Genomic DNA, 23,946 nt, shown 5'->3' with positions numbered 1-23,946 from the left:
GAGGTATTACGAGGGCGGCTACGCTCGGGCGTGCAACCGTGTTCGGATGACCGAGGGTGACGAGGAGACGTCTGTATGTGCCTGGTCCTGTTCGCCTGGCATACCCGCCCCGATCTTCCCCTCGTCGTCGCAGCCAACCGGGACGAGTTCTACGCCCGCCCCACCGAGCCCCTCCAATGGTGGGACGACGGCTTCCTTGCAGGCCGCGATCTCCTCGCCGGCGGAACGTGGATGGGTGTCACCGACACACTGAGGTTCGCGGCCGTCACCAACGTCCGCAACGGCACCCCGTCCACCGGGGCCCGGTCCCGCGGGGCGCTGCCCGTCGACTACCTCCGAGACCGGATGTCACCCGCCGACTACGCCGCACAGGTGGCCACGACCGGCGCCGACTACGGCAGCTTCAACCTGCTCGCCGGCGACCCCGGGGAACTGTGGTGGGCCACCAACCGGCCGCACGGTCGCCGGCAACGGGTGGAACCCGGCGTCCACGGCCTGTCCAATGCCGAACTCGACACTCCGTGGCCGAAGGTGACAGCCGGCACACAGGCGTTCGCCGCCGCGCTCGCCGCCGACGACGGCAGCCCCGAGGCCGATCCGGAAGCGTTTTTCGACGTCCTCGCCGACAGCGACCCCGCACCGTGGGAATCGCTACCCGACACCGGCATCGAACCCGAACTCGAACGCGCCCTGTCGTCCCGGTTCATTCACTACGGCGACTACGGGACGCGGGCGTCCACACTGCTGCGGGTCCGGTCGGACGGCACCTTCGACATCACCGAACGACGCTTCGACGAGAATGGCCCCACCGGCGAGGTCCGCTTCCCCCCACGTGAGTGACAATGTGTGCTCCCGCACGCATTGTCACTCACGTGAGGGAGGACCGGATGACGCCCGCCGTCTGATCGAGCGCGATCCGGCTCGGCGACTTCGGCATTCCACGTAACCCGAAACCGTCACCGGCGGTGCGGGGAACCACATGCAGGTGAACGTGGAATACCTCCTGGCCGGCGGCGATCCCGTCGGCCAGGAACAGGTTGACGCCCTGAGCACGCATCGGCCCGCGCCGCAGCGCGGTCGCGATGCGCTGCCCCACCGCGAACACCGCCGCCCCGTCCCCGGCGTCGAGGTCGGCGAGCCCGCTCGCGTGCCGCCTCGGGACCACCAGCAGGTGTCCGGACGTCCACGGCCGGATGTCCATGAACGCCATCACGTCGTCGTCCTCGTACACGACGCTGGCGTCGGATCGGCCCGAGACGATCTCGCAGAAAATGCACTTCACGGGGTAGGCACCTCCGGTGCTTGTGCGTGGTTGACGAGTGCCTGCACTCGTTAACCACGCACGGGCGGCGAAGCCGCCTACAGGATCGGGGACGGCTGGTAGGCGGCCGCCTCGGGGTTGGCGTCGACGAGCTTCTGCACCTGCGCCACGACTGTCGCGACCTGCGACTCGGCGGCACCGATGAACGCCTTCTTGTCGGCGAGGGCCTCGTCGAGCGCGGCACGGTCGAGGGGCAGCCGGTCGTCGGCGGCGAGGCGGTCGAGGAGGTCGGGTTCCTTGCCCTCCTCGCGCATCGCGAGTGCGACGGCGACGGCGTGTTCCTTGATGACCTCGTGCGCCGTCTCCCGGCCCACTCCCGCGCGCACCAGGGCCATCAGGACCTTGGTGGTGGCCAGGAACGGCAGGTACCGGGTGAGCTCCTTCTCGATGACGGCGGGGTAGGCGCCGAATTCGGCGAGCACCGTCAGGAACGTCTCGATCAGTCCGTCGATCGCGAAGAACGCGTCCGGCAGCGCGACGCGGCGCACCACCGAGCAGAACACGTCGCCCTCGTTCCACTGCGCGCCCGCGAGCTCGGCGGCCATGGACGCGTACCCGCGCAGCACGACCTGCAGTCCGTTGACGCGCTCGCAGGAACGGGTGTTCATCTTGTGCGGCATCGCGGACGATCCGACCTGGCCGGGCTGGAAGCCCTCGGTGACCAGTTCGTGGCCGGCCATCAGGCGGATGGTGTGCGCGAACGACGACGGCCCGGCCGCCACCTGAACCAGCGCGGACAGCACGTCGTGGTCGAGGGACCGCGGGTACACCTGGCCGACGCTCGTGAACACGTGGGAGAAGCCGAGGTGCTCGGCGACCTTCTGCTCGAGCGCCTCCAGCTTCGACGCGTCGCCGTCGAGGAGGTCGAGCATGTCCTGCGCGGTGCCCATGGGTCCCTTGATGCCGCGCAGCGGGTAGCGGTCGATCAGCTCGCGCAGCCGGGTGAGCGCGACGAGCAGTTCGTCGGCGGCGGACGCGAACCGCTTGCCCAGCGTGGTGGCCTGCGCCGCGACGTTGTGCGACCGGCCGGCCATGACGAGGCTGCTGTACTCGGCGGCGCGCTCGGCCAGGCGGGCGGCGACGGCGACACCGTGCGCGTGCACGTGTTCGAGCGACCGCAGGATCTGCAGCTGCTCGACGTTCTCGGTGAGGTCGCGGCTGGTCAGCCCCTTGTGCACCTGCTCGTGACCGGCGAGGGCGTTGAACTCCTCGATGCGGGCCTTCACGTCGTGACGGGTGACGCGTTCGCGGTCGGCGATGGAGTCGAGGTCGACCTGCTCGAGTACTCGCTCGTAGTCGGCGAGGGCGTCGGCCGGCACGTCGATCCCGAGTTCCGCCTGGGCGCGCAGCACGGCGAGCCACAGTTGACGCTCGAGGACGATCTTGTGCTCGGGCGACCACAACTCGACGAGTTCGGGGCTGGCGTAACGGTTGGCAAGGACGTTCGGGATGCGGCTCACGAGTCCTCAGTTTACGGCGGAGCTAGAGCTGAACGTGGTCCGGCCGGTCGAGGGCGGGCGCGACGACGTCGACGACGTCGAGCAGCATCGCCCGGGCGAGTGCCCGCAGGTCGGGGTCGTGCTCGCCGAGCGCGGTCACCACGGCTCCGTCGACGACGGCGACGAGCCGCCGCAGCTGCTCCTGCCGGACGTCGCGGTCGGAGCGCCGCAGGGCCTCGGTGAGGACGTCGTCGAGTTGCGCGCGCAGCCGCAACTGGACCTCCCGCAGTTCGGGACGACGCGCGCACGCGGTGAACCGCTCGTATCGGGAGATCAGCCGTTCTCGGCAGTCTTCGCTGATCAGGGCCGGTCCGACGAGGAGGTCGAGGAGGAGGTCGACGGTGGATTCGCGGCCGCGGCGGCGGTGGGTGACGTCTTCGACGCGACTGCGCATGACGGCGAGGTCGCGGTTGCCGTTGCATTCGACGGCCTTCGCGATCAGGTCGTCCAGTGACTCGAAGTAGTACGTGGTGGACGCCAGCGGAAGGTCGGCGCGGGTGGCCACCGAGCGGTGCCGGACGGCGTCGAATCCGCCCTCGAGAAGCAGATCGGCGGCAGCCTTCACCAGCGCCTGTCGGCGCCGTTCGCCCTTCGGAGTTGCCGCTGATGACACCAATTCATCCTGCCAGCCGGGGGCCCCGAACCAGGGCAAATTGGACGACAGACCGCGAAGTATGTGGACGGTGGAGCCCACCCGCGTAGCGTCGGATCGGTGCGGGTGTCGGTGCGGATGCTGGCTCTGGGATGTGCGGCCGTCATGCCGATGGTCCTCGCGTCTGCGTGCGGGTCCGAGAGCGATCCGGCACCGGATCCCGGCACCTCGAATTCGGTCACGTACAGCGACGCTGCCTGCCCGTCGCCGAACGTGCCTGCCTTCCCGCAATTGGACCTCGGCCCCGAGTTCACGTGTGGCACCCTCACCGTGCCGGAAGACCGGTCGCGCCCGGACGGCCGGCAGATCGGGCTCGCCGTCGCACGACTGCCCGCGGCCTCTCCCACCCCGCGACCCGACCCGCTCGTCTATCTCACGGGTGGTCCCGGTGGGCCCGCGCTCGCGAGCGCGGCACAGCTCGCGGATCTCGGGCTCAACCGCGACCGCGACGTCCTCTTCCTCGCCCAGCGCGGCACGATGCACGCCGACCCGTACCTGTCGTGCCCCGAGATCGACGAGTTCCAGACGACTCAAACCGGCCTGAGCCCCCTCGACCCGGCGACCGCTCCCCTCGACGTCGAGGCCACGCAGACCTGCCGGAACCGCCTGGCCGGCGGCGGCTCGGACCTCGGCGCGTACGACACCGCCGAGAACGCCGCCGACGTGGCGGATCTGCGGGTGGCGCTCGGTCTCGACGAGTGGAACGTCTACGGCGTCTCCTACGGCAGCGACCTCGCGCTGTCGGTGCTCCGCGACCACCCCGACGGCGTCCGCAGCGTCGTCCTCGACTCGGTCGTTCCGACGCAGAGCAACATCATCGGGGAATTCTGGCCGAATGCGGCCGAGGGCTACCGCGCGCTGTTGGACGCGTGCGCGGCACAACCCGGGTGCGCCGGCGCCTACCCCGGGCTCGCGGACGAATTCACCGCGACCGTGAACCGGCTGGCCGCCGCACCGCTGACCGTCGACCTCCCCGGCGGGCGGGTCGTCATCGACGGCTACACGCTCGCGAATCTGGTGATCCAGATGAGCCTGGCGGCCGGGACGTTCGCCGGACTGCCCGCGCTCATCCACGCCATGGCAGGCGGCGACGGCGTCCCGGCCGCCACCGCGCTGGCCGGCACGATCACCCCGCCGAGCCTAATCGGGTACGGCCTGAGCTATGGGGTGTTCTGCGGCGAGGACACCGCGTTCACCGACCGCGAGCAGGTCCGGGCCGACGCGAAGGCCGCGCTGCCGCAGTTCCCGGACACCGTGCTGTCGCTGGTGCCGCAGGCCGCCCGCATCTTCGACGACTGCGACGTCTGGGATGTGCCCGCGGCCGACTCCCGCGTGCACGACACCACCACCAGCGACGTCCCGACCCTGCTGCTCGCCGGGTCCCTCGACGCCGTCACCCCGCCGTCGCGGGCGCGCGCCGCGGCCGAGACGCTGTCGCGATCCGACGTTCTCGTGTTCCCCGGGCTCGGGCACGACGTCCTGCAGTCCTCGCAGTGCGCCCCCGCCGTCACCGTCGGCTTCCTCGAGAGTCCGGGCGGGGACTACGACACAAGCTGCCTCGACCAGGTGCGGGTGCCGACGTTCACGACGCCCTGAGTGTCGGCCGTCGGGCGAGGCGACGGAGCCGCAGCGCGATCGTCACCAGCGCCGGGAACGTCACGAGGAGCAGGGTGCAGCGCTGCAGAAGTCCGGCGACGTCGTGCAGCGCGGAACCGTCGGGCATCGCGAACCGGCCCAGCATCACGAAACAGCCCAGACCGACCACACCGGCGACGGCGACATACGACGCGAGGCTGCGCCACCGCGGATCGGCGGCGAATCGGCGAGACAGCACGACGAGTGCGAGCGCGCTGCACGAGAAGAACGTGACACCCGCGATCACATGGTTGCCGGGGTCGTAGGCGTTCCCGGCCGCGTCCGCACGCAACGGGAACACGGCGGCGAGAACCAGTCCCACCGCCGCGACGCCGAGCAGACCCGGTCCCGCCCAGCCGAACCGCGTCGCCGCGACACCACGGTGCAATCCGATGGCGAAGGTCGTCAGGAGCGCGGCGAAGACCAGGAAGTTCACCTGCTGGATCCATCCGCTCGCGTCGGCCTCGAGAGCACTGATGGGATCGGCGATCGGGCTGTAGCCGTCTCGCCGGAACATCTCCTGAAGGACGAACCCGGCGGTGAACACGAGTGGCCCCGCCGCGCCCGTACGGGCCGCCCAGCACGGGAAGTCGGTGCACGACACGAGAACTGAAGTGGTGGCCATGACATCGACGTTAGAGCGACATCCACGGCCCGAGCATCGGGCAACGTACCCATCTTCCCGAGGCGGGCACATGGGTCGTTCTACCCACTGTGGTCAGTTGTCGGGAAGGACGGCTCCGGTCGACGCGTCGACGTTCACGTCGTAGTCCCAGCCCTTGGCGTCGCGGATGTGAATGTGCCACACCGGCTTACCATCCCGCTGCTGCTGCTCGGCGTTCGCGACGGTGCCGCCCGGGACGGTCGCGACAGCGATCTGCTCCGCCTGCTGCTGGGTCACTGCCCCGCCGGCGGGGGGAGCCGGTGCGGGTGTCGCGGTGGTCTCCGTGTTCTGGCTGTCGGGCACCACCGCGCCGGTCGCCGCATCGACGTTCACGTCGTAATCCCAGCCCTTGGTGTCACGGATGTGGACGTGCCACACCGTCTTACCGTCCCGCTGTTGTTCCTCGGAGCTCGCGACCGTGCCACCCGGGACCGTCGCGAGAGCGATCTGCTCCGCCTGCTGCTTGGTGACCGCCGACGCCACCGCCGTGCCCGTGGTGGTCGGCGCCGCCGTCGTGGCCGTGGCCGACGCGGTGGCACTGGCAGATGTCGACGACGTGTCACTGCTGTCGGAACCGCACCCGCCCAGCAGCAGCGCGGAGGCCGCGACAACCGGGATCAGGCTTGCACATCGCACAATTCTGGTGGTCATCGTGGCTCCTCGATCGCTCGACGGCGTGGACCTGCCTGTCAGAGTACGGGAGCGACAACCGACCTCGCGGTAGTTTTCAGCAGTTCTCGCCGGTCGGAGTCAGAGCGTCACCACGCCCGGCACGACCGCCGTCCGAAACTACGACGGGCCAGCACGAGCCAGACGATGGGCAGGAAGACGAGCGGGGGGACGCGGACCAGGGCGACCCACAGAATCGCGGCGAGGACGGCCACGACGAAGACCAGTGTCCGCAGTGCCGCTGCCTCCCGTCGCGTGTCGCGCCGCCGCATGCGCTCGGGTTCGGGGGCGAAGCGCTGCTTGTCCGGCAGGTCCGCGAAGAGGGGGACCAGGTCGGCGACGGTCTTGGCGAGGTAGGCCTGGCGCACTCGCGCGTCGAACTCGTCCGTCTCGAGCCGTCCGGCAGCGAAGTGTTCGGCGAGTGCCGCCGCGGCTTGCTCACGTTCCAGGGTGCCGATGCGGACCCCTCCAGGAACGGGTGGCTGTGGATGACTGATCTCGCTCATGTCGTCGCCTCATACCCGGTTGTAACACTGTAATCCTAGCCACAGTGTAGGCCGCTACTCCTGGTCGCGCCCGTGGAAACCTTGGCGGCGCTGCTCCTCCGCCCGTTCCCGGCACCGCCGCACGAACTCGGCTTCCTCCGGGTCGGCGGGCAACCGATCGCCCGACTCCTTCTGCGGTCGCCCGGCCACCAGCCACAGCACCGAACCGACGAGCGGCAGCAGCAACACGATCACCAGCCAGCCCTCCTTCGAGAGGTTCCGGAACTGGTCGTCGTCGGTGGTGATGGCGTCGGCGAAACACAGGACCCACAACACGAATGCGAACAACGCGACGTACAGCATCGCCGTTCTCCTTGCCTGGCACGCCCGAACATTCAGTGCGCCCAAGTCCATCGAACAACTGCCGCGGCGGCGCCGCAAGAGCTGTGGTCGGAAACTTCCACCTACAGCCAGCGACCCAGTCGCACGAGCGATTCCCGGACCTCGGCGGTGGATCCGGCGAACGACAGCCGGACGGTCCGGTCGCCGTGGACGGTGTCGAAGTCGATGCCGGGGGCCAGCGCCAGACCGGTGTCCTGCAGCAATCGCGAGCACCATTCGGTCGACGTCGCGCCGTGGGTTCCGCTCAGCAGGTGCCCGATGTCGGCGTACACGTAGAACGCGCCGTCGGCGGGTGCCAGGTCGGTGATGCCCAGTTCCGGGAGACCGGTGAGCAGCAATTCGCGGTTGACGGCGTAGCGCTGCACGTGGCCGTCGAGCTCGACTCTCGATTCCTCGGTGAACGCGGCGATCGCCGCGTACTGGGAGATGGCCGGTGGGCACACCGTCATGTTCGAGGCCAGGCGCTGCAACGGCCGGCGCAGCCCCTCGGGGACCAGCATCCAGCCCAGCCGCCAGCCCGTCATCGAGAAGTACTTGGACACCGATCCGACGACGACGGACTCGCGCGACGTCTCCCACGAACTCGTCATGGCCTGCTCGCCGTATCCGATGCCGTGATAGATCTCGTCGGAGATCAGCAGGGTTCCGTGGGCGTCGCACCAGCGGGCGAGGGCGGCCAGCTCGCCGGGGTCGATGACGGTGCCGGTGGGGTTGGCGGGGCTCGCGACGATCAGTCCGGCCGGCGGTTCGGGCAGGGCGTCGAGCATCGCGACCGTCGGCTGGAACCGGGTGTCGGCGCCGCAGTCGATCTCGATGACGTTGCAGCCGAGCGCGGCGAGCGTGTTCCGGTAGGCGGGGTAGCCGGGGCGGGCCACCACGACCGTGTCACCGACGTCGAACGCGGCGAGGAACAGCAGCGTGAATGCGCCCGAGGACCCGGTGGTGACGACGACGTCCTCGGCGTCGACGTCGATGCCGGACTTGGTGGAGTGGTAGCCGGCGATCGCTTCGCGTAACGGCAGGATCCCGAATGTCTCCGTGTAGCCGAGCAGGTGTCCGTCGAGCACTTCCCGCGTCGCGCGGAGAACCGGCTGCGGGGCGGGAGTGGACGGCTGCCCCGCCGCAAGCGTCAGCACGTCACCGTGGGTGCGCTGACGTTCGGTGGCCGCCTTCCACACGTCCATCACGTGGAAGGTCTGGATGTTGGACCGCTGGGATTCGGGACGCACCCCTTGACGCTAGCGTGAGGCGCTCACTCCCCCGCCAACGCGTCCCGCTGCAACTCCACCGTCTCCCGGATGGCACCCACCACCGCCGCGACCTCCGGCCGGCGCAGCGACTCGGGGCGCGCGACGAGCCAGTACGCCAGCTCGGCCTCGACCTGCCCGGGCAGCACCCGGACGAGGTCGTCGTGGCGGTCGGCCATGAAACACGGCAGCAGTCCGATGCCCGCCGCCGCCCGGGTGGCCTCGACGTGCACGAACACGTTGGTCGACGTCACCGATTCGCGCATCGAGACGGTGAGCCGGCGCGCGAGGTCGAGTTCGTCGACCTGCAGCATCGAGTCGATGAAGTAGACGAGTGAGTGATCGGCGAGATCACCGACCTGCCGCGGTGTGCCGTGCTCCGCCAGGTACGACCGTGCGCCGTACAGCCCGAGGGTGTAATCGGCCAGCCACAGCGCCTCGGCCCGGTGCACCTGCGGTTTGCCCACCACGATCTCGATGTCGAGCCCGGAGCGATGCTGCGAGGCGCGGCGCGTGATCGCGACGATCTCCACGGACACCTCGGGATGCCTGCTGCGGATCAGTGCGCCTGCGGGCGCCGCGATGTAGGCGCTGAACCCGTCGGTCGCCGAGACGCGGACGACGCCCTTCAGGTGGTCGGCCCTGCCGGGTTCGGCGACGAGTCCGTGGACGGCGGCCTCCACGCGTTCGGCCGCGGTCAACGCCTGCCGCCCGAGGTCGGTGAGTTCCCACCCGCCGGCGGCCTTCACGAGGACCCGGCCGCCGAGGCTTTTCTCCAGACTGGCGATCCGACGGGAGATGGTGGTGTGGTTGACACCGAGGTCGTCGGCCGCGGTGTTGAAGCGGCCGGTCCGCCCCACCGCGAGCAGCACGAGCAGGTCGTCGGCGCTGGGCATCGCGGTTCCGGAGGTCATTTCTGCATATTTGCACATGCCGACTGCAGGTTGCGTCATTGTGTGCGCACAAATATGCATCAATACTCGGCAGGACCAATGAACTGTGTCCCCAGTCACAACGGGGTACGGAGTGTAACGAGGAGCGACAGATGAGCGTCGACGAAACCGCGCACGTGAAGGAAGCCCCGCCGTCCGGGCTGAAGAAGGTGGTCGGCGCGTCCATGGCCGGCACCGTCGTCGAGTGGTACGAGTTCTTCCTCTACGGCACCGCGGCGACGCTGGTGTTCAGCAAGGTCTTCTTCGCGGCCGGGGGCAACGAACTCGACGCGATCATCGCGGCGTTCGTCACCTACGCCGTGGGCTTCGTCGCCCGGCCTCTCGGCGGCATCGTCTTCGGTCACTTCGGCGACAAGTTCGGCCGCAAGCAACTCCTCCAGTTCAGCCTCCTCCTCGTCGGCGCGGCCACGTTCCTGATGGGCTGTCTGCCCACCTACGGCCAGATCGGCTACTGGGCCCCCGCCCTGCTCGTCACGCTCCGCTTCATCCAGGGATTCGCCGTCGGCGGCGAGTGGGGTGGCGCGGTGCTGCTGGTGGCCGAGCACAGCCCGAACAAGTCCCGCGGCTTCTGGTCGTCGTGGCCGCAGGCCGGAGTGCCTGCGGGCAACCTCGTCGCGACCGTCGTCCTGCTGATCCTGACGACGACGCTGTCCGATGCGGCGTTCCTGAGCTGGGGCTGGCGCGTCGCGTTCTGGCTGTCGGCCGTGATCGTCCTCGTCGGCTACTACATCCGCACCAAGGTGACGGACGCCCCGATCTTCATCCAGGCGCAGAAGGAAGCGGAGCACATCAAGGAGACGTCGTTCAGCGTCTTCGAGGTGCTCAAGCGCTACCCGCGCGGCGTGCTGACGGCGATGGGCCTGCGTTTCGGCGAGAACGTCATGTACTACCTGGTGGTCACATTCTCGATCACCTACCTCAAGGTGGTCGTTCACACGGACACCGCGCAGATCCTCTGGTGGATGCTGATCGCGCACGCCGTGCACTTCGCGGTGATCCCGCTCGTCGGGCGCCTCTCCGACACCATCGGCCGCCGGCCCGTCTACATGATCGGCGCGCTGACCGCGGGCACCTGGGGCTTCTTCGCCTTCCCGATGATGAACAGCGGGCACAACGCTGTCATCCTCGGAGCGATCATCATCGGCCTCGTGTTCCACGCCTTCATGTACGCCGGCCAGCCGGCGATCATGGCCGAGATGTTCCCGACCCGCATGCGGTACTCGGGTGTCTCCCTCGGCTACCAGGTGACGTCGATCGTGGCCGGTTCGCTGGCGCCGATCATCGCGGCCAGTCTGCTCAGCAAGTACGACTCGTCCGTGCCGATCGCGATCTACCTGGCGATCGCCTGCCTGGTCACCGTCGTCGCCGTCATCGTCGCCCGGGAAACCAAGGGCATCTCGCTCGAATCGATCGACGCGGCCGACGCACGGATCCTCGCCGACGAGAAGGCGGGAGCCCCGGCATGACGGAGCAGAATCTGGCCGGACGTACGGCCCTCGTCACCGGCGGCGCCAGCGGGATCGGCGCAGCCTGCGCCCGGACTCTGGCGGCGCGCGGAGCACACGTCACGGTCGCCGACCTCGACGACGTGGCCGCCAAGACGCTCGCCGACGAAATCGACGGCACCGCATGGCACGTCGACCTCCTCGACACCGACCAGCTCACCGAGCTGCGACTCGAGACCGACATCCTCGTCAACAATGCCGGCATCCAGACCATCAGTCCCATCGAGGAATTCCGCCCCGAGGACTTCCGGCGCATCCAGAAGCTGATGGTCGAGGCACCGTTCCTGCTGATCCGCGCCGCGTTGCCGCACATGTATGCCGCGGGATTCGGGCGCATCATCAACGTCTCATCCGTCCACGGACTCCGCGCGTCGGCGTTCAAGGCCGCGTACGTCACCGCCAAGCACGGCCTCGAGGGGCTGTCGAAGGTGACGGCGCTCGAGGGCGGTCCGCACGGGGTCACCAGCAACTGCGTCAACCCCGGATACGTGCTGACACCGTTGGTGCAGAAGCAGATCGCGGATCAGGCGCAGGTTCACGGCATCAGCGAGTCCGACGTGCTCGAGAAGGTCATGCTCACCGAGAGCGCGATCAAACGGCTGGTGGAACCGTCGGAGGTGGCGTCCCTCGTCGCCTGGATCGCGTCCGACGACGCCGGCATGGTGACCGGCGCGTCCTACACGATCGACGGAGGCTGGACTGCCCGGTGACGTGACGTAAAGGCGTGCACCCCTGGAAATTCCAGGGGTGCACGCCCGTCGGTCACAGGAGTGGTTCGACGTCAGGGGAGCGCGATACGTCCCTCGACGGCGGCAAGGCCGATGTCCTTGCGGAAGTGGCTGCCCGGCAGCTTGATCGCGGAGATCTTGGAGTACGCATCCGCGCGCGCCTCGTTGAGGTCGCCTCCGACTCCGACCACGCTGAGCACACGTCCGCCGGCGGAGACCACCTGATCGTCGACGAGCTTGGTGCCCGCATGCAGGACGCCGTCACCGTCGGCACCGGTGATCACGTCGCCGGTGCGCGGCGTGGCCGGGTAGTGCTCGGCCGCGACCACGACGGTCACCGCCGAGCCGTCCTGCCATTCGAGCGGCGCGACCTGATCGAGCGTTCCGGTGGCCGCCGCGTTCAGCAGTGCGCCGAGCGGGCTCTTCAGCAGCGCGAGCACCGCCTGGGTCTCGGGGTCGCCGAATCGGCAGTTGAATTCGACCACAGCCGGGCCGTCCTTGCCGATCGCCAGCCCTGCGTACAGCAGGCCACTGAAGGCACTGCCGCGGGCGACGAGTTCGGCCGCGACCGGCTTCACCACGTCGTCGACGATCTGCGTGACGGTCTGCTCGGGTAACCACGGCAGCGGCGTGTAGGCGCCCATCCCGCCGGTGTTGGGTCCCGTGTCGCCGTCACCGACGCGCTTGTGATCCTGCGCGGGCAGCAGCGGCACGACGGTCTCGCCGTCGACGACGCAGAACAGCGACACCTCGGGACCGTCGAGGAAGGATTCGAGGAGGACGGGGTGACCGTTCTCGAGGAGTTCGGCCGCGTGGTCGCGGGCGGCGTCCCGATCGGTGGTGACCACGACGCCCTTGCCTGCCGCGAGGCCGTCGTCTTTGACCACCCAGTTGGGCCCGAAGCGGTCCAGCGCCTCGTCCAGCTTGGCGGGGGTGTCGACGATCTCGCTGTGTGCGGTCTTCACACCGGCGGCGGCCATGACGTCCTTGGCGAACGCCTTGGAACCCTCGATGCGCGCGGCGTCGGCGGACGGGCCGAAGCAGGCGATGCCCGCCGCGCGGACGGCGTCCGCGACACCCAGCACCAGCGGAACCTCGGGGCCGACCACGACGAGGTCTGCGTCGAGCTTCTTCGCGAGTGCTGCCACCGCCTCCCCGGACGCGATGTCGACGGGATGCTGCTCGGCGATCTTGCCGATCCCGGCGTTGCCGGGCGCGCACATCAGGGCACTGACACCCGGATCGCGAGCGAGGGCGAGAAGGAGGGCATGTTCACGGGCTCCGGAGCCGATAACGAGTACGCGCACGGGTGTCAGCCTACGGGCCGCCCCGAAGGGGATGTTCGGAGCGTGCGGTCTCGACAGTCCCGCCGGTTCGGGTTACCGTTCTTCTAGAATTCCGCAATTCCGAATTATCGAATTGAACCAGGTAAGGGGACCTTCTTCATGGCCAGGAAGCTGAGCACGATCACAGCAACGGTCGCGGTGGCGGTGAGCCTGGGCGCGTGTAGCGCCGACGACTCCACAGACCGGCAAGGCGAACCGGAGGCTCCGGCCGTGTGCGCACCGCTGCCGCCCGCCGACATCACGACGGCCTCCGGGTGGGTCGGGTACGTCGGCTCCCACCCCGACGACGTCGCATTCTTCGTCGACGACGGTCGCGGCCGAACCGTCGAGCACCGCTCCGGCGACACCGCCCCCCTGGCGTCCGCGATCAAGGTGGTGCACCTCGCCGCCTACGCGCGGGCCGTCGCGGCCGGCGAACTGGACCCGGCCGAGCCGGTGCCACTGACCGAGTGGGAACGGTGGTACCTCCCGAACACCGACGGCGGCGCACACCCGCGGGCCCTGCAGCGGCTCGGGGTCACGGATCCGAACGCCGCGGTCCCGCTCGACCAGATGGTGACCGCGATGATCCAGGAGAGCGACAACGCCGTCCCCGACTATCTGCGCGACCGGCTCGGCGACGACGCCCTCGTCGACGCCGCCGCGCAGGGCGGCTGGACCGACCTCGAGGCACCGACCCTGCTGGGCTCGACCATCGCCCTCCTCGATCCGGGACTGTCGCGGGATGCTCGGTGGGAGGCCGCCCAGCGCTACGCCCACGACCCCGCCTACCGCGCCCAGGTGATGCGAATGTCGCCCGGCGACGACTTTGCGTCGGTCAGCGCCCGGGTGGAGGAGTCCGGAGTGACGGGTTCGGCCGCGGGTCTGGCCTCGCTGCACCGCGCGATCGCGAGCGGCGACTTCGGCCCCGGCTCCGACGTCGCGCGGGAACGTCTCGAATGGCAGCCCGCGCCGCCCGGTCTCGACGGATTGGGTTTCAAGGGCGGCAACCTCCCCGGCGTCGTCACCGAAGCGATGACGATCCGGCGCCCCGACGGCACCGTCGCCACCGCCGTGCTGCTGACGTCGAACCTGTCGAGCGAGGACTACCGGAACGTCATCGGCGGGAACTTCGCGCACCAGCAGCTGCTTCTCGAGGCGATGACCGAACCCGACACGACATCGCAGTTAAGTTGTGCCGTGTGAACGACGAGTACGACGCCCGGCTCGCCGACCTCGAGGCGCGAGTCCACGCCCTCGAATCGGCCACGTCCGCCGAATCCCCGACAGCCGATTCCGGCGAGAGCATCGGCCAGATCGGGTATCAGGGAACCGTCGACCTGGGCGGCGACATCCAGTGGACGATCCGCTACGACGCCGGCGCCACCCTCGACCTGTCCCCCACCGCAGTGTCGAATGTCCTGGCCGCCCTGGGACATCCGACCCGCCTCGAAATCGTCCGCACATTACTGCGCGGTCCCGCCGGCGCGGCGGAACTGCAGACCGCAGTCGGGCTGTCCTCGCCCGGGCAGCTCTACCACCATCTGCGCGCCCTCAGCGGGGCGCGCATCGTCGAGCAGGAGTCGAGGAACCACTACCGCATCCCGGCGGCGAAGGTCGTGCCGCTGCTGGTCATCACCCTGGCCGCCGCCGATGTCGGGGAACACCCCCTGTGAGTACTTGTTAACCGCGGGCGGTTAACAAGTACTCACAGGGGCGGTGAAGTCCGCGGCGGCCAGGCCGAACACCAGGGCGGGGGCGATGCCTCCGGTGTACGCCCGGTTGTAGAGTCCGCCGGTGTCCGATCCCGCAGCGAACAGTCCGCTGATCGTGCCGCCCGCCGAGTCGAGGACACGGCCGTGCTCGTCGATGCGGATGCCGTGGAACGGGAATGTCAGAGCCGGGCACGCCTCGACGAGGTAATACGGACCCTCGTCGAGCGGTGTCGAATCGAAGCGACGCGGAGGCTGCCCCTCCGTACCGGCCGCGTCGAGAGACCGGATCTGATTCGCGATCGCGGCGCCGTCGTAGCCCCACTCCTCGGGAAGGTAGGCGAATTCGTCGAGGTTCTCGGCGATTCCACATCGCCCACCCCGGCGCTGCGCGAGGTCGAACTTGTCGAGCGAGTCGGCGCCTTCGACGTAGCTGCCGGTGATCCATTCGCGGTAGACCCGTGCATCGGCGACGAGCAGCCCTCGCGACTCGGGCTGCTCGAGCAGGTCCATCGTGGTCAGGTGGTCCCCGACGGTCTCATCGGTGAAACGACGGTTGTCGAGGTTGAACAGCAGCGCGTGCTCGCTGTAGTAGAGCGACAGCGCGACAAAATCCGACGGGTCGCGGAAGCGAACGCCCGTCGGTACGAGGTGGCCGTAGAAGCCGGACCGATTGGTGCCGGTTGCCGCGCCGACGGATTCGGCCAGGCGTAGTCCGTCTCCCGCGCTGGCGGGATTGGAGCGCAGTTGCATCCCGGTTGCCGCGGGGTGGATGTGCGCGGCGGCCAATTCGGGACTCGCCTGAAATCCGCCGGTCGCGAGAATCGTCGCCTGGGACCGTATTTCGCATTCGGTACCGTCCGAGAGCCACACCCGGGCCCCGACGACTCCACTGTCCAGCGTGAGCAGCGACAGGGTCTCTGCGCTCGTGTGCAGCTCACCGCCGTGCCTTCTGATTCGCCGACGGCACTCGTCGATGTACCGATTCGTGTCGAACTGATGGCCGGTGCCGTAGCGCAGAACGGTCACCGCGTCCGCGCAGTCGACGCCGAGTGACCGGATCCAGGCTATCCCGTCGGAAAACCCGTCGACGAGCGCTCGACGTAGCGCCGGGTCACCGTCCGGATTGACCTCGTCCATGACGTCATGCGAAGGCGCGGTCCAGGCATATCCGGCGAACTGGGCGGACCCGCCGATCGCCGCCGACTTCTCGACGACGACGACCGATCGTCCGCTGGTCGCCGCCCGCGCTGCCGCAGTCAACCCTGCCATTCCGGCGCCGATGACGAGTACGTCGGTTTCGATTTCTGGCATCTGGTGCTCCTCATCCCCTTCGACAAGCAGATTGCACTACCGGAGACACCGTATCCCCTCAACTGAAGTCAGTTCAAGTAATGCCCCGGGCCGGTTTCCTCGAGTCGTCACATCGCCCGAGGAATGTGATTGCCGACACAACCGTTCCCCTATAGCATTCATTGAACTGAACTCGATTCAAGGAGTGGATGTGCGGAAAATTCTTCTCACGGTCGGCGTGGTCCTCGCCACGACCTTGACAGCCTGCGGAACGCAAGCCGGCGACGGCGATGCGGGCGGCCCGATCAAACTCGGCGCCTGGCTTCCCCTTTCGGGCCCGCAGGCGTCGGGGGGTCTTCCTCAGGAGGCCGGTACCCAAGCGTTCTTCGATCAGCTCAACGACGCAGGGGGGATCCACGGTCGACCCGTCGAGTGGACTCCGGTCGACAACGCATTCGACCCGCAGCAGACGATTCAGGTGGCGCGACAGCTGGTCTCACGCGACCGCGTTGTCGCGATCGTCGGCGCCAACGGCACCGCAACCACGGAGGCGACGTTCCCGTTCGTCCTCGAACAGAACCAGATCCCGGTCTTCGGGACCTACGGCGGCTCCACCGCCTGGTACGACCCGCCGCGGGACGGGCTGTTCGGCAGCCAGACGCTCTACGAGAACCAGGCGCGCGCCGCCGCGCAGTGGGCCCTCGACGAGGGAGCCAAGAAGGTCACGATCATCCGCAACGATCCGGCCGCGTTCGTGAATGTGGGCGCAGTCGCCACGACCGAACTCGAGAAGGCCGGGGCGGAGGTCTCGACGGTGGAGGTCAAGCTCGGTACCACCGACTACAGCCCGTTCGTGTCCCAGATCCGTTCGGCTGCACCCGACGCGGTCCTGACGATCCTGCCGATCCAGGAGGCCGCCGCCTACCTCAACGAGACGGCCCTGCAGGGTGTCAAGATCCCCAGCTATGGCTACTCCCCGACGGTCGGTAACAGCCTTCTCGATCTCGCAGGCGCGAACGCGGAAGGATTCCGCGCCGTGTCGCTGACACTGCCGCCCACCGCCGACAACCCGGAGGTCGAGGAGTACCGGCAGGCACTGGCGAAGTACAAGCCGGGCGAGAAGCCCGATTTCTACTCGCTGGCAACCTATGGCTCGGCGAAAGCGTTCGCTCAGATCCTCGAGAGTATCGACGGCGAGATCACGTCCGAGTCCGTCACCGACGCGATAATCACGAGCGGCACCCTCGACACCGGCGTGATGCCTCCGCTCACGTTCAGCGCGGACGACCACCTCGGCACCGACAGCGTGGTCCGCGTCCAGGTCGAGGGCGGCAAATTCGTCCCCATCGGTGACTTCGTGTCACCGCAGTAACACCTCGAGCGCATCCAGTAACACTCGAGCGCATCCAGGTCGGCAAGTCCAACCTGGATGCGCTCGTATGAACAGTCAGACGGTGAATCGTCCACGGTTGCTGAGCAGCACCGCGCCCACTACGTTTCTGGCCTGTTCCGAAGCGAGGAACAGCACGTTGTCCGCGATCTCGTCCGGTGTCGCATACGGCACCGGTGTGTTGTTGACCCACTGCACTTTGAGTTCTTCCGGTGTGCGAGAGGCCATGCCGGTCTCGGTCGGGCCGGGAGCGACAAGGTTGAGTCGGATTCCGAACGCCACCACCTCCTTGGCGACGGCCTGACAGAAGGCATGGACGGCTGCTTTCGACGCCGCGTAGTGCGGGTATCCCGTCAAGGTATCGAATGCCGAGGACGAGCCGATCACGACGATCGCGCCGCCTTTCGGCTTCATTACCCGCACTGCGGAGCGCACCACGTGAAAAGTGCCGTCCAGATTGACCGACATCACTCGGCGCCATTGCGCGTCGGTGAGGTTCGCCGTCAGGTCGATCGGGGTGCCCGCGGCAGTCGCGTCCGTGATGATCTTCTTGGACTCCGGGTCGTCCACGCCGGCGGCGTGCACGACGACGTCGAGCCGCCCCTCGGCGGCGAGGACCGCCGCCATGACAGCATCGACGGCCTTCGGGTCCGAGACGTCGACGCCCTGTGCGATCGTCGTGGGGTCGTCCCCGCACCGCCGGCGCACTGTCTCGACCACGATGTCGGCCACGTAGACGCGGGCAGCTCCCTCATCGACGAGTTGCGCGACGACTGCCGCTCCGATTCCTGATCCGCCTCCCGTTACCAGGGCGACCGCGCCCTCGAATCTGCCTTGCGCAGCTGTCCGAGACATTTTCATCTTTCTCCGTACTTCCTCTTGTCCGAGTCTGATCGAGTCGATTCCCTTCGCTCCGAAGAGCGTCGGGTTCTCGTCGCGGAATACCCGGTCTAGATGCGAGCAGGGGTCTCTGTACCGAAGTACGCCGCCTCGGCAGTCTCACTGAATCCCGGCGTGCCGCTGTTGCCGCGCGCGACGGCCTCACCTTGACGCAGAACGATCACCTCGCTGCAGGATTCGAGCGCGCGGGTGAGTGACTGGTCGAGCAGGATGGTCGTTATGCCCCGACGCGCCAGGGCATTCACCTGTGAATAGACTTCGTCGACCATCGCCGGGGACAGTCCCAGCGCGGGTTCGTCGAGGATCAGGACTTCGGGGTCGGCCATCAGTGCCCGGGCGATGGCGACAAGCTGTTGTTCGCCGCCGGACAGTGAGCCGGCCGGTACGTCCATGCGCGTGCGGACCCGTTCGGGGAGCCCCTGCTGCAGCCCGTCGAGCCGAGTTCGCAGTGTACGGCCGGAGATTCCGGCGGCGTACGCCGCGACCTCCAGGTTCTCGCGCACCGACAGGGTGCGGAACAAGGCGCGCCCCTCGGGAACCAGGCTGAGCCGCAGGGTGTCTGCGCCATTGACCGTCCGGGTGCCGCCGGTCGACTGCAGACCTCCGTGCAGGATCCGCCCCAGAGTGCTCTTGCCGGCGCCGTTCGCACCGACGATGCCGAGGATTCCGCCGGCATGGACGTCGAGATCGATGCCAGACAATGCGTGCACACCCTCGTAGTGGTGTTCGATCCCCCGCACGGAGATCAACGGCGGCGCCGTTCGATCGATGTCGGGTGCGATCAGGGTGGTGTCGATGTTTCCGAGATACGAGTCGCGGACCTGCCGGTTCTGCAGGACGGTGTCCGGGGTTCCATCGGCGATCAGCTCACCGAAGTCGAACGCCACCACCCGATCTGCGACGGAGAACAGGTCGTCGAGGACGTGGTCGATGATGACTACGGAGGTACCGGAATTCGAGAGCCGGCGGATGTGGTCGGCGAGTGTGTGACGTTCATCGGCGTCGAGGCCACCGAACGGTTCGTCGAGCACGATCAATCGCGGGTTGTCGGCCAGCGCCGCGATCGCCCGGGCGAGATCGACCCGCTTCTGTAGTCCGAACGGCAGTTCTCGGGGGAGCCGGTGCACGTGGTCGGCCAATCCGACACTCGAGAGGACCTGCAACGCAGTGTCGCGATCGGCACGGCGCCCCCAGCGGTTGACGACACTGACATTTTCGAGAACGGTCAGTTCCGCGAAAAGTTCGGCATGCTGAAAGGTCCGGCCGAGTCCGAGCGAGCGTCGGCGAGTCGCCCGCACCCCGTGCAGGGGCCGGCCACCGAGCTCCATCGTTCCTGCGAGTTCACCGCCACCGATCAGGCCACAGAGGGCGTTGACGAAGGTGGTCTTGCCGGCGCCGTTCGGCCCGATGATCGCAAGCACCTCACCTGCATCCACGCGGAGATCGATGTTGTGCACGGCCTGAAGACCCCCGAATCGAACACCGAGTGCCTCCGTCTTCAGCACGACTGCCGTTGCGGTATCGGCCCGCATGTTCGTACCTGATCCCGCAGGGTCGAGAAGGCTGGGTTGGGAGGTGGACAGCGTGGGGCGTCCGAGTGCACGGGTGACCGGGACGAATCGGTGCAACAGCCGCCCGGCCGTCGGGACGATTCCATCGGCGAGAAACAGCAGGGTGAGAATCAGGACACCCCCGATCAGGTACGGCTGGTCGATCGACAGCGACGACGCCAGCGTCGGTGCGGATGCGAGGAACGCACCACCGAGAACGGCGCCGATCACGCTGCCGGTGCCGCCGAGGACGGTCGCCGCAATCAGGTTGACCGCGAAGACCATCGAGAAGCCCTCCGGGCTGATGAAGCCCGACAGCAAGGCGAGTAGCACGCCGGACAGGCCCGCGACACCCGCACTGATCGCGAAGCCGAGGCTCGATTGCAGTTCGGGAGCGATGCCGATCGATCTGCCTGCCAGTGGGTGTGTCTTGGCCGCGACCATGCGCATGCGTATGGTCGTGCGGCGCAGGAACACCGACACCGCGACAGCGAGACCGAGGACTCCGACGGCCAGGTAGGTGACAGCGTCGGACGACGGGACGAGGTCCCCGAACGCGGAGTCGAATGTGTCGACCGGCACTCCTTGGTCACCGCCGGTGACGCTCTTCCATGCACCGATGATTTCGAGGGTCACCAAGGTGAACGCCAAGGTGAGAAGCGCGACGTACAGCACGGAGAAACGGGAGCCGGCGAATCCGAGGAAGCCTCCCAGCATTGCGCACAATGCAACAGCGACAACGGATGTGAATGCCAGTCCCCAACCGTTACTGCTTCCGTAGGCGGTCGTATAGGCACCGATCGCGACCATTGCGGGATGCCCGATCGACCAGATACCCGTCCACCCGGCCAGTAGCGAGATGGAGAGAACGATCAGTCCGTACACCGCGGCGAGTCCGACCGTGTATATCTGGTAGCCCGGCACGAGTCCGGCAGAGAGCACCACTATCGTCAGGATCGCCGCTGCCGGTCCGCCGAGAAGCTGACCGGCGCTGTACAGCCGCTGAGCGGAGCGTCCGGCACGCTGCGCCGAGACGTCTTTCGTGATCATGGAATCAGACCCTCTCGAAGGTTTGGCGGCCGAAGATGCCCTGGGGACGGATGAGCAGCACGAGCACCGCCACGCAGAAGACGAACGTGTCACGGAAGCTGGCGGAGATATAGGCCGCAGCGAGGTTGTCCAGGACACCGATGATGAGCCCCCCGATGACCGCGCCGTACATGCTTGTGAGACCACCGAGCAGAATGCCTGCGAATGCACGGAACAACACTGGGGCTAGGATCACCGGCGAAACCCCGGTTTTCGGTGCGTACAGGAAGACTCCCAGCACCGCCAGCGCCATTCCGAGAGCCCAGGCGATCCGCGCAACCTTGTGCGCGTTGATGCCCATGATCTCCGCGGTCTCAGCGGATTCGGCGACCGCGCGCATCGCAGATCCCACCGGCGTCCGCGTGAACAGATACGCAATGGCCGACACGGCGAGCGCGGCGAGGAGAATCGTGGCGACGTCCTGCAGCATCAGGTTCGAGTTGCCGATCGAGATCGTGCCGTCGATGAGTTGCGGGAATCGTCGCGGCTGCTCTCCCCAGTAGTGGCCGATCAGATGCTCGACAATGATCGACAGCCCCATCGTGACGACGAGCGCAGCGAAGAGCTTCCCTTGCCCGAGCGGACGAATCAGCGCTTCCCGCACCACGACTCCGCTGAGGGCCCCGAAGGCCACCGCGACGACCAGGGCGACCGCAATGCCCACGCCGGCCCCGTACGCGCTGAGGGCAACGTAGATGGCGAGGGTCGACAACGACGCCATTGCGAAATTCATGACGTCGGTGGACCGGAAGATGATGACCAATCCGAGTCCGATGAGACCGTATACGGCACCGTTGGCGATGCCGGTGGTCAAGGTGATGAACAACTGGTCCACGATGCCTCCGAGGGCGGCCGGATCTAATTGAGTTGACTTCAGTTCGAATAACGTAGAGGACCTCGGGTGTGAGCGCAACCACACCGACCCCCCTGTGAGTACTTGTTAACCGCCCGCGGTTAACAAGTACTCACAGGCGACTGCACGACCCTCGGCGACGGCGTGTGCGACTTTGCGTGGCACGAGCGCGTCGCCGATGACGTGCACGCGTGCGCCTTCCGGCGCGAGGAGCGACCAGTCGAGCGAGCGCCGCTCACCGGCGACGACTACGCGGTCGACGTCGAGACGCGTCTTCTCCCCCGACAGGGTGTTCTCGAACTCGACCGAGCCGTCGGTGACCCCGACGAGCGACGACAGCACCCGCACGTCGACCGGTTTGCCCGACAGCCGACGCAGATACTGCACGCGACTCTCCGCGGGGAGACCGGACGCGAAGGCGGCGGCAGGCGTCAGGACGGTCACGAGGTCGGCGCCCGCGGCAAGCGCGGCTTCGACCGAACTCGCCGCGGGCCAGAGCCCGAATCCGTCGTCGACCACCACGATGTGCCTGGCGCCGCGCAGCGACTCCCCTCCCCCGACCAGCGCCTGCGAGGAGAGCAGGGACTTCGCCCCTGCGGCTTCGGAAGGAAGCGTCTCCACGGCACCGACGGCCAGGACTACGTCGTCGAAGGCTTCCAGTTCGGTGGCGGTGACCGTGTGGCCCAGACGGAGTACCACCCCCGGCATGTTGTCCGAGTAGTAGTCGAGGAGGCGGCGCCAGCCGCTGCGGTGTGGCGCGTCCGCGGCTGTCGCGAGCTGGCCACCTATCCGGTCTCGACGTTCGAAGAGCGTGACTGCGTGTTCGGATCCGAGCCGCATCGCGCACTCGAGCCCGGCCGGGCCGGCACCGACGACGGCGATCCGCCGCCGGTGGCCCGACGAGCGGGTCGGGCCCAGGGTCAGCGGATACGCCGGACGTGCGGAATGACCCGGCGGTGCGAGTTCGGGGTTGACCGAGCAGAGCAGCACCGGGTCGAACGCGCGGCAGTCCTCGTTGCACGACACACACGGGCGGATCGAGGCCTCCCTGCCGGTCAGTATCTTCCGGGGAAAGTCCGGATCCGCGATCAGCGGGCGCGCAATGCCGATGAGATCGGCTCCCGATTGCAGCGCGGTGTCGATGGACGCACCAGTGCGGAAGGACTGCGACACCAGCAGCGGTGTCACCGTGGCGGCGCGCAACCGTCCGACCGCACCGAGCAGCGGCGGGTCGGCGACGGCCATATCGCGGACGTAGGTGGTGCGTACCCCGACCGTCACGTTGACATAGTCGAAATCGGAGAGGTGCGGAAGTACTTCACAGAGCCCGTCCATGCTCAGGCCGGCCTCGTCGTCCCCTTCGGCGGAGACGCGAACACCGAGGACGACACCGGGGCAGGCGTCCCGAACCGCAGACGCAATGCGGTCGAGGATCTGCACACGCCCCGCAACCGTCCCAGCGCCTCGGCCGAAGTTGGTTATCGGTGACAGGAACTGCGCCAGCAGATAACCGTGGGCCGCATGCAGTTCGACGACCTGGAATCCGGCGGACCACGCGTGAACGGCGGATGTGCGAAACGCGTCGACGATCCCGTCGACATCGGTGTGGGAGAGGACTCGGGCCCGCGTCGGTTCGCGGGGAGAGCGGACCGCGGCCGGCGCCACGGGATGGCTCCACAGCTCGGCGCCGAGCGTTTCGCGTCCGAGGTGCACCAGCTGGCATGCCGCGACGGCTCCCTCCTCCGTGATCGCTCGTGCCCGAGCCTCCAGGCCGGCGACGACTTCGGGACGCCAGGCCTCGGTGATGTTGCCGTTGCGATTGGTCGAGCTGGGTGACACCACCGTGCCGCCGACGAGGAGCATTGCCGCGCCGCCCGCCGCCCTCCGGCGCCAATAGTCGGCGTCGCCGGGCAACGGGATACCGCCGGCGACGGCTCCCGAGGCGTGAGGCGTACCGACGAGACGGTTTTCCAACCGAAGCGTGCCGAGCTGCAGCGGCCGCGCTGCACGTGGAGTCGTCATACCGACCTCCTAACTGAACTGGATTCACTTCACGCTAGCAGGTGATTGACAT

The 23,946-nt window shown here is 68.0% G+C and carries 22 protein-coding genes; 7 read left to right on the top strand and 15 right to left on the bottom strand.

The genetic code is table 11. The features are described 5' to 3' along the window. The first annotated feature begins 75 nt into the window (after positions 1–75). Complete coding sequence (locus tag RJ1_RS02460; RefSeq protein WP_073358298.1) at positions 76–840, top strand: NRDE family protein; 765 nt, start codon at positions 76–78, stop codon at positions 838–840. Between the two features lie 28 nt (positions 841–868). On the opposite strand, the gene RJ1_RS02455 is transcribed toward RJ1_RS02460, so the two are convergent. The 3 genes from RJ1_RS02455 to RJ1_RS02445 all read right to left on the bottom strand — a co-directional run bounded on the left by RJ1_RS02455 (position 869) and on the right by RJ1_RS02445 (position 3,433). Continuing rightward, positions 869–1,282 carry an HIT family protein gene (locus RJ1_RS02455; RefSeq protein WP_073358297.1) on the bottom strand — a complete coding sequence of 138 codons (414 nt, stop codon included), beginning with the start codon at positions 1,280–1,282 and terminating at the stop codon, positions 869–871. A gap of 77 nt (positions 1,283–1,359) precedes the next feature. Next, entirely contained in the window at positions 1,360–2,781 is a 1,422-nt protein-coding gene (purB, locus tag RJ1_RS02450) for an adenylosuccinate lyase (RefSeq protein WP_073358296.1), read from the bottom strand. 22 nt (positions 2,782–2,803) lie between these two features. Further along, entirely contained in the window at positions 2,804–3,433 is a 630-nt protein-coding gene (locus RJ1_RS02445; RefSeq protein ID WP_073358363.1) for a TetR/AcrR family transcriptional regulator, read from the bottom strand. Positions 3,434–3,532: 99 nt separating this feature from the next. Here RJ1_RS02445 and RJ1_RS02440 point away from each other — a divergent pair, with 99 nt between their 5' ends. After that, complete coding sequence (locus tag RJ1_RS02440; RefSeq protein ID WP_083602234.1) at positions 3,533–5,068, top strand: alpha/beta hydrolase; 1,536 nt, start codon at positions 3,533–3,535, stop codon at positions 5,066–5,068. On the opposite strand, the gene RJ1_RS02435 is transcribed toward RJ1_RS02440, so the two are convergent. The 6 genes from RJ1_RS02435 to RJ1_RS02410 all read right to left on the bottom strand — a co-directional run bounded on the left by RJ1_RS02435 (position 5,055) and on the right by RJ1_RS02410 (position 9,488). After that, on the bottom strand, positions 5,055–5,732 hold the full coding sequence (locus RJ1_RS02435) for a DUF998 domain-containing protein (protein ID WP_073358295.1): 678 nt from the start codon (positions 5,730–5,732) through the stop codon (positions 5,055–5,057). The two genes, RJ1_RS02440 and RJ1_RS02435, sit on opposite strands and share 14 nt — an antisense overlap. Before the next feature lie 93 nt (positions 5,733–5,825). Beyond that, positions 5,826–6,422 carry a PepSY domain-containing protein gene (locus RJ1_RS02430; protein WP_073358294.1) on the bottom strand — a complete coding sequence of 199 codons (597 nt, stop codon included), beginning with the start codon at positions 6,420–6,422 and terminating at the stop codon, positions 5,826–5,828. A gap of 107 nt (positions 6,423–6,529) precedes the next feature. Beyond that, a complete protein-coding gene (locus RJ1_RS02425) occupies positions 6,530–6,946 on the bottom strand; it encodes a DUF1707 SHOCT-like domain-containing protein (protein WP_073358293.1) in 417 nt (138 codons plus the stop codon). Positions 6,947–7,000: 54 nt separating this feature from the next. Further along, positions 7,001–7,288, bottom strand: coding sequence for a PLDc N-terminal domain-containing protein (locus RJ1_RS02420; RefSeq protein WP_073358292.1), 288 nt, complete (start codon positions 7,286–7,288; stop codon positions 7,001–7,003). 101 nt (positions 7,289–7,389) lie between these two features. Then, positions 7,390–8,556 carry a pyridoxal phosphate-dependent aminotransferase gene (locus RJ1_RS02415; protein ID WP_073358291.1) on the bottom strand — a complete coding sequence of 389 codons (1,167 nt, stop codon included), beginning with the start codon at positions 8,554–8,556 and terminating at the stop codon, positions 7,390–7,392. Between the two features lie 23 nt (positions 8,557–8,579). Next, positions 8,580–9,488, bottom strand: coding sequence for a LysR family transcriptional regulator (locus RJ1_RS02410; RefSeq protein WP_073358290.1), 909 nt, complete (start codon positions 9,486–9,488; stop codon positions 8,580–8,582). A 131-nt stretch (positions 9,489–9,619) separates the two neighbouring features. Between RJ1_RS02410 and RJ1_RS02405 the strand changes: the two genes are divergently transcribed. Next, a complete protein-coding gene (locus RJ1_RS02405) occupies positions 9,620–10,993 on the top strand; it encodes an MFS transporter (RefSeq protein WP_073358289.1) in 1,374 nt (457 codons plus the stop codon). After that, entirely contained in the window at positions 10,990–11,742 is a 753-nt protein-coding gene (locus tag RJ1_RS02400; RefSeq protein ID WP_073358288.1) for a 3-hydroxybutyrate dehydrogenase, read from the top strand. Before RJ1_RS02405 ends, RJ1_RS02400 begins: the two co-directional genes overlap by 4 nt. A gap of 71 nt (positions 11,743–11,813) precedes the next feature. Here RJ1_RS02400 and purD read toward each other — a convergent pair whose 3' ends face one another. After that, positions 11,814–13,067, bottom strand: a complete 1,254-nt coding sequence (gene purD / locus RJ1_RS02395) for a phosphoribosylamine--glycine ligase (RefSeq protein WP_073358287.1) — start codon at positions 13,065–13,067, stop codon at positions 11,814–11,816. Positions 13,068–13,205: 138 nt separating this feature from the next. Between purD and RJ1_RS02390 the strand changes: the two genes are divergently transcribed. Beyond that, entirely contained in the window at positions 13,206–14,291 is a 1,086-nt protein-coding gene (locus RJ1_RS02390; protein ID WP_073358286.1) for a serine hydrolase, read from the top strand. Continuing rightward, entirely contained in the window at positions 14,288–14,761 is a 474-nt protein-coding gene (locus RJ1_RS02385; protein WP_073358285.1) for an ArsR/SmtB family transcription factor, read from the top strand. The genes RJ1_RS02390 and RJ1_RS02385 overlap by 4 nt, the downstream gene beginning before the upstream one ends. Positions 14,762–14,782: 21 nt before the next feature. On the opposite strand, the gene RJ1_RS02380 is transcribed toward RJ1_RS02385, so the two are convergent. Beyond that, positions 14,783–16,111, bottom strand: a complete 1,329-nt coding sequence (locus tag RJ1_RS02380) for an FAD-dependent oxidoreductase (RefSeq protein WP_073358284.1) — start codon at positions 16,109–16,111, stop codon at positions 14,783–14,785. Positions 16,112–16,301: 190 nt separating this feature from the next. On the opposite strand from RJ1_RS02380, the gene RJ1_RS02375 reads away from it, so the two are divergent. Beyond that, a complete protein-coding gene (locus tag RJ1_RS02375; RefSeq protein WP_073358361.1) occupies positions 16,302–17,462 on the top strand; it encodes an ABC transporter substrate-binding protein in 1,161 nt (386 codons plus the stop codon). A gap of 75 nt (positions 17,463–17,537) precedes the next feature. Here the strand turns inward: RJ1_RS02375 and RJ1_RS02370 are convergent, their stop codons facing one another. The 4 genes from RJ1_RS02370 to RJ1_RS02355 form a co-directional block, all read right to left on the bottom strand. Then, on the bottom strand, positions 17,538–18,335 hold the full coding sequence (locus tag RJ1_RS02370; RefSeq protein WP_073358360.1) for an SDR family NAD(P)-dependent oxidoreductase: 798 nt from the start codon (positions 18,333–18,335) through the stop codon (positions 17,538–17,540). 95 nt (positions 18,336–18,430) lie between these two features. Continuing rightward, on the bottom strand, positions 18,431–20,980 hold the full coding sequence (locus RJ1_RS02365; RefSeq protein ID WP_073358283.1) for a branched-chain amino acid ABC transporter ATP-binding protein/permease: 2,550 nt from the start codon (positions 20,978–20,980) through the stop codon (positions 18,431–18,433). 4 nt (positions 20,981–20,984) lie between these two features. Beyond that, a complete protein-coding gene (locus tag RJ1_RS02360; protein ID WP_073358282.1) occupies positions 20,985–21,854 on the bottom strand; it encodes a branched-chain amino acid ABC transporter permease in 870 nt (289 codons plus the stop codon). Between the two features lie 105 nt (positions 21,855–21,959). Then, positions 21,960–23,894 (bottom strand): oxidoreductase, encoded by a 1,935-nt coding sequence (locus tag RJ1_RS02355; RefSeq protein WP_073358281.1) that lies wholly within the window; start codon positions 23,892–23,894, stop codon positions 21,960–21,962. Positions 23,895–23,946: the final 52 nt, after the last annotated feature.

The sequence above is a fragment of the Rhodococcus jostii NBRC 16295 genome, from assembly GCF_001894825.1.
Taxonomy (GTDB): Bacteria; Actinomycetota; Actinomycetes; order Mycobacteriales; family Mycobacteriaceae; genus Rhodococcus_F; species Rhodococcus_F jostii.
Note: the sequence above shows the minus strand (reverse complement) of the source record. Positions and strands in the feature narration are given on the sequence as shown.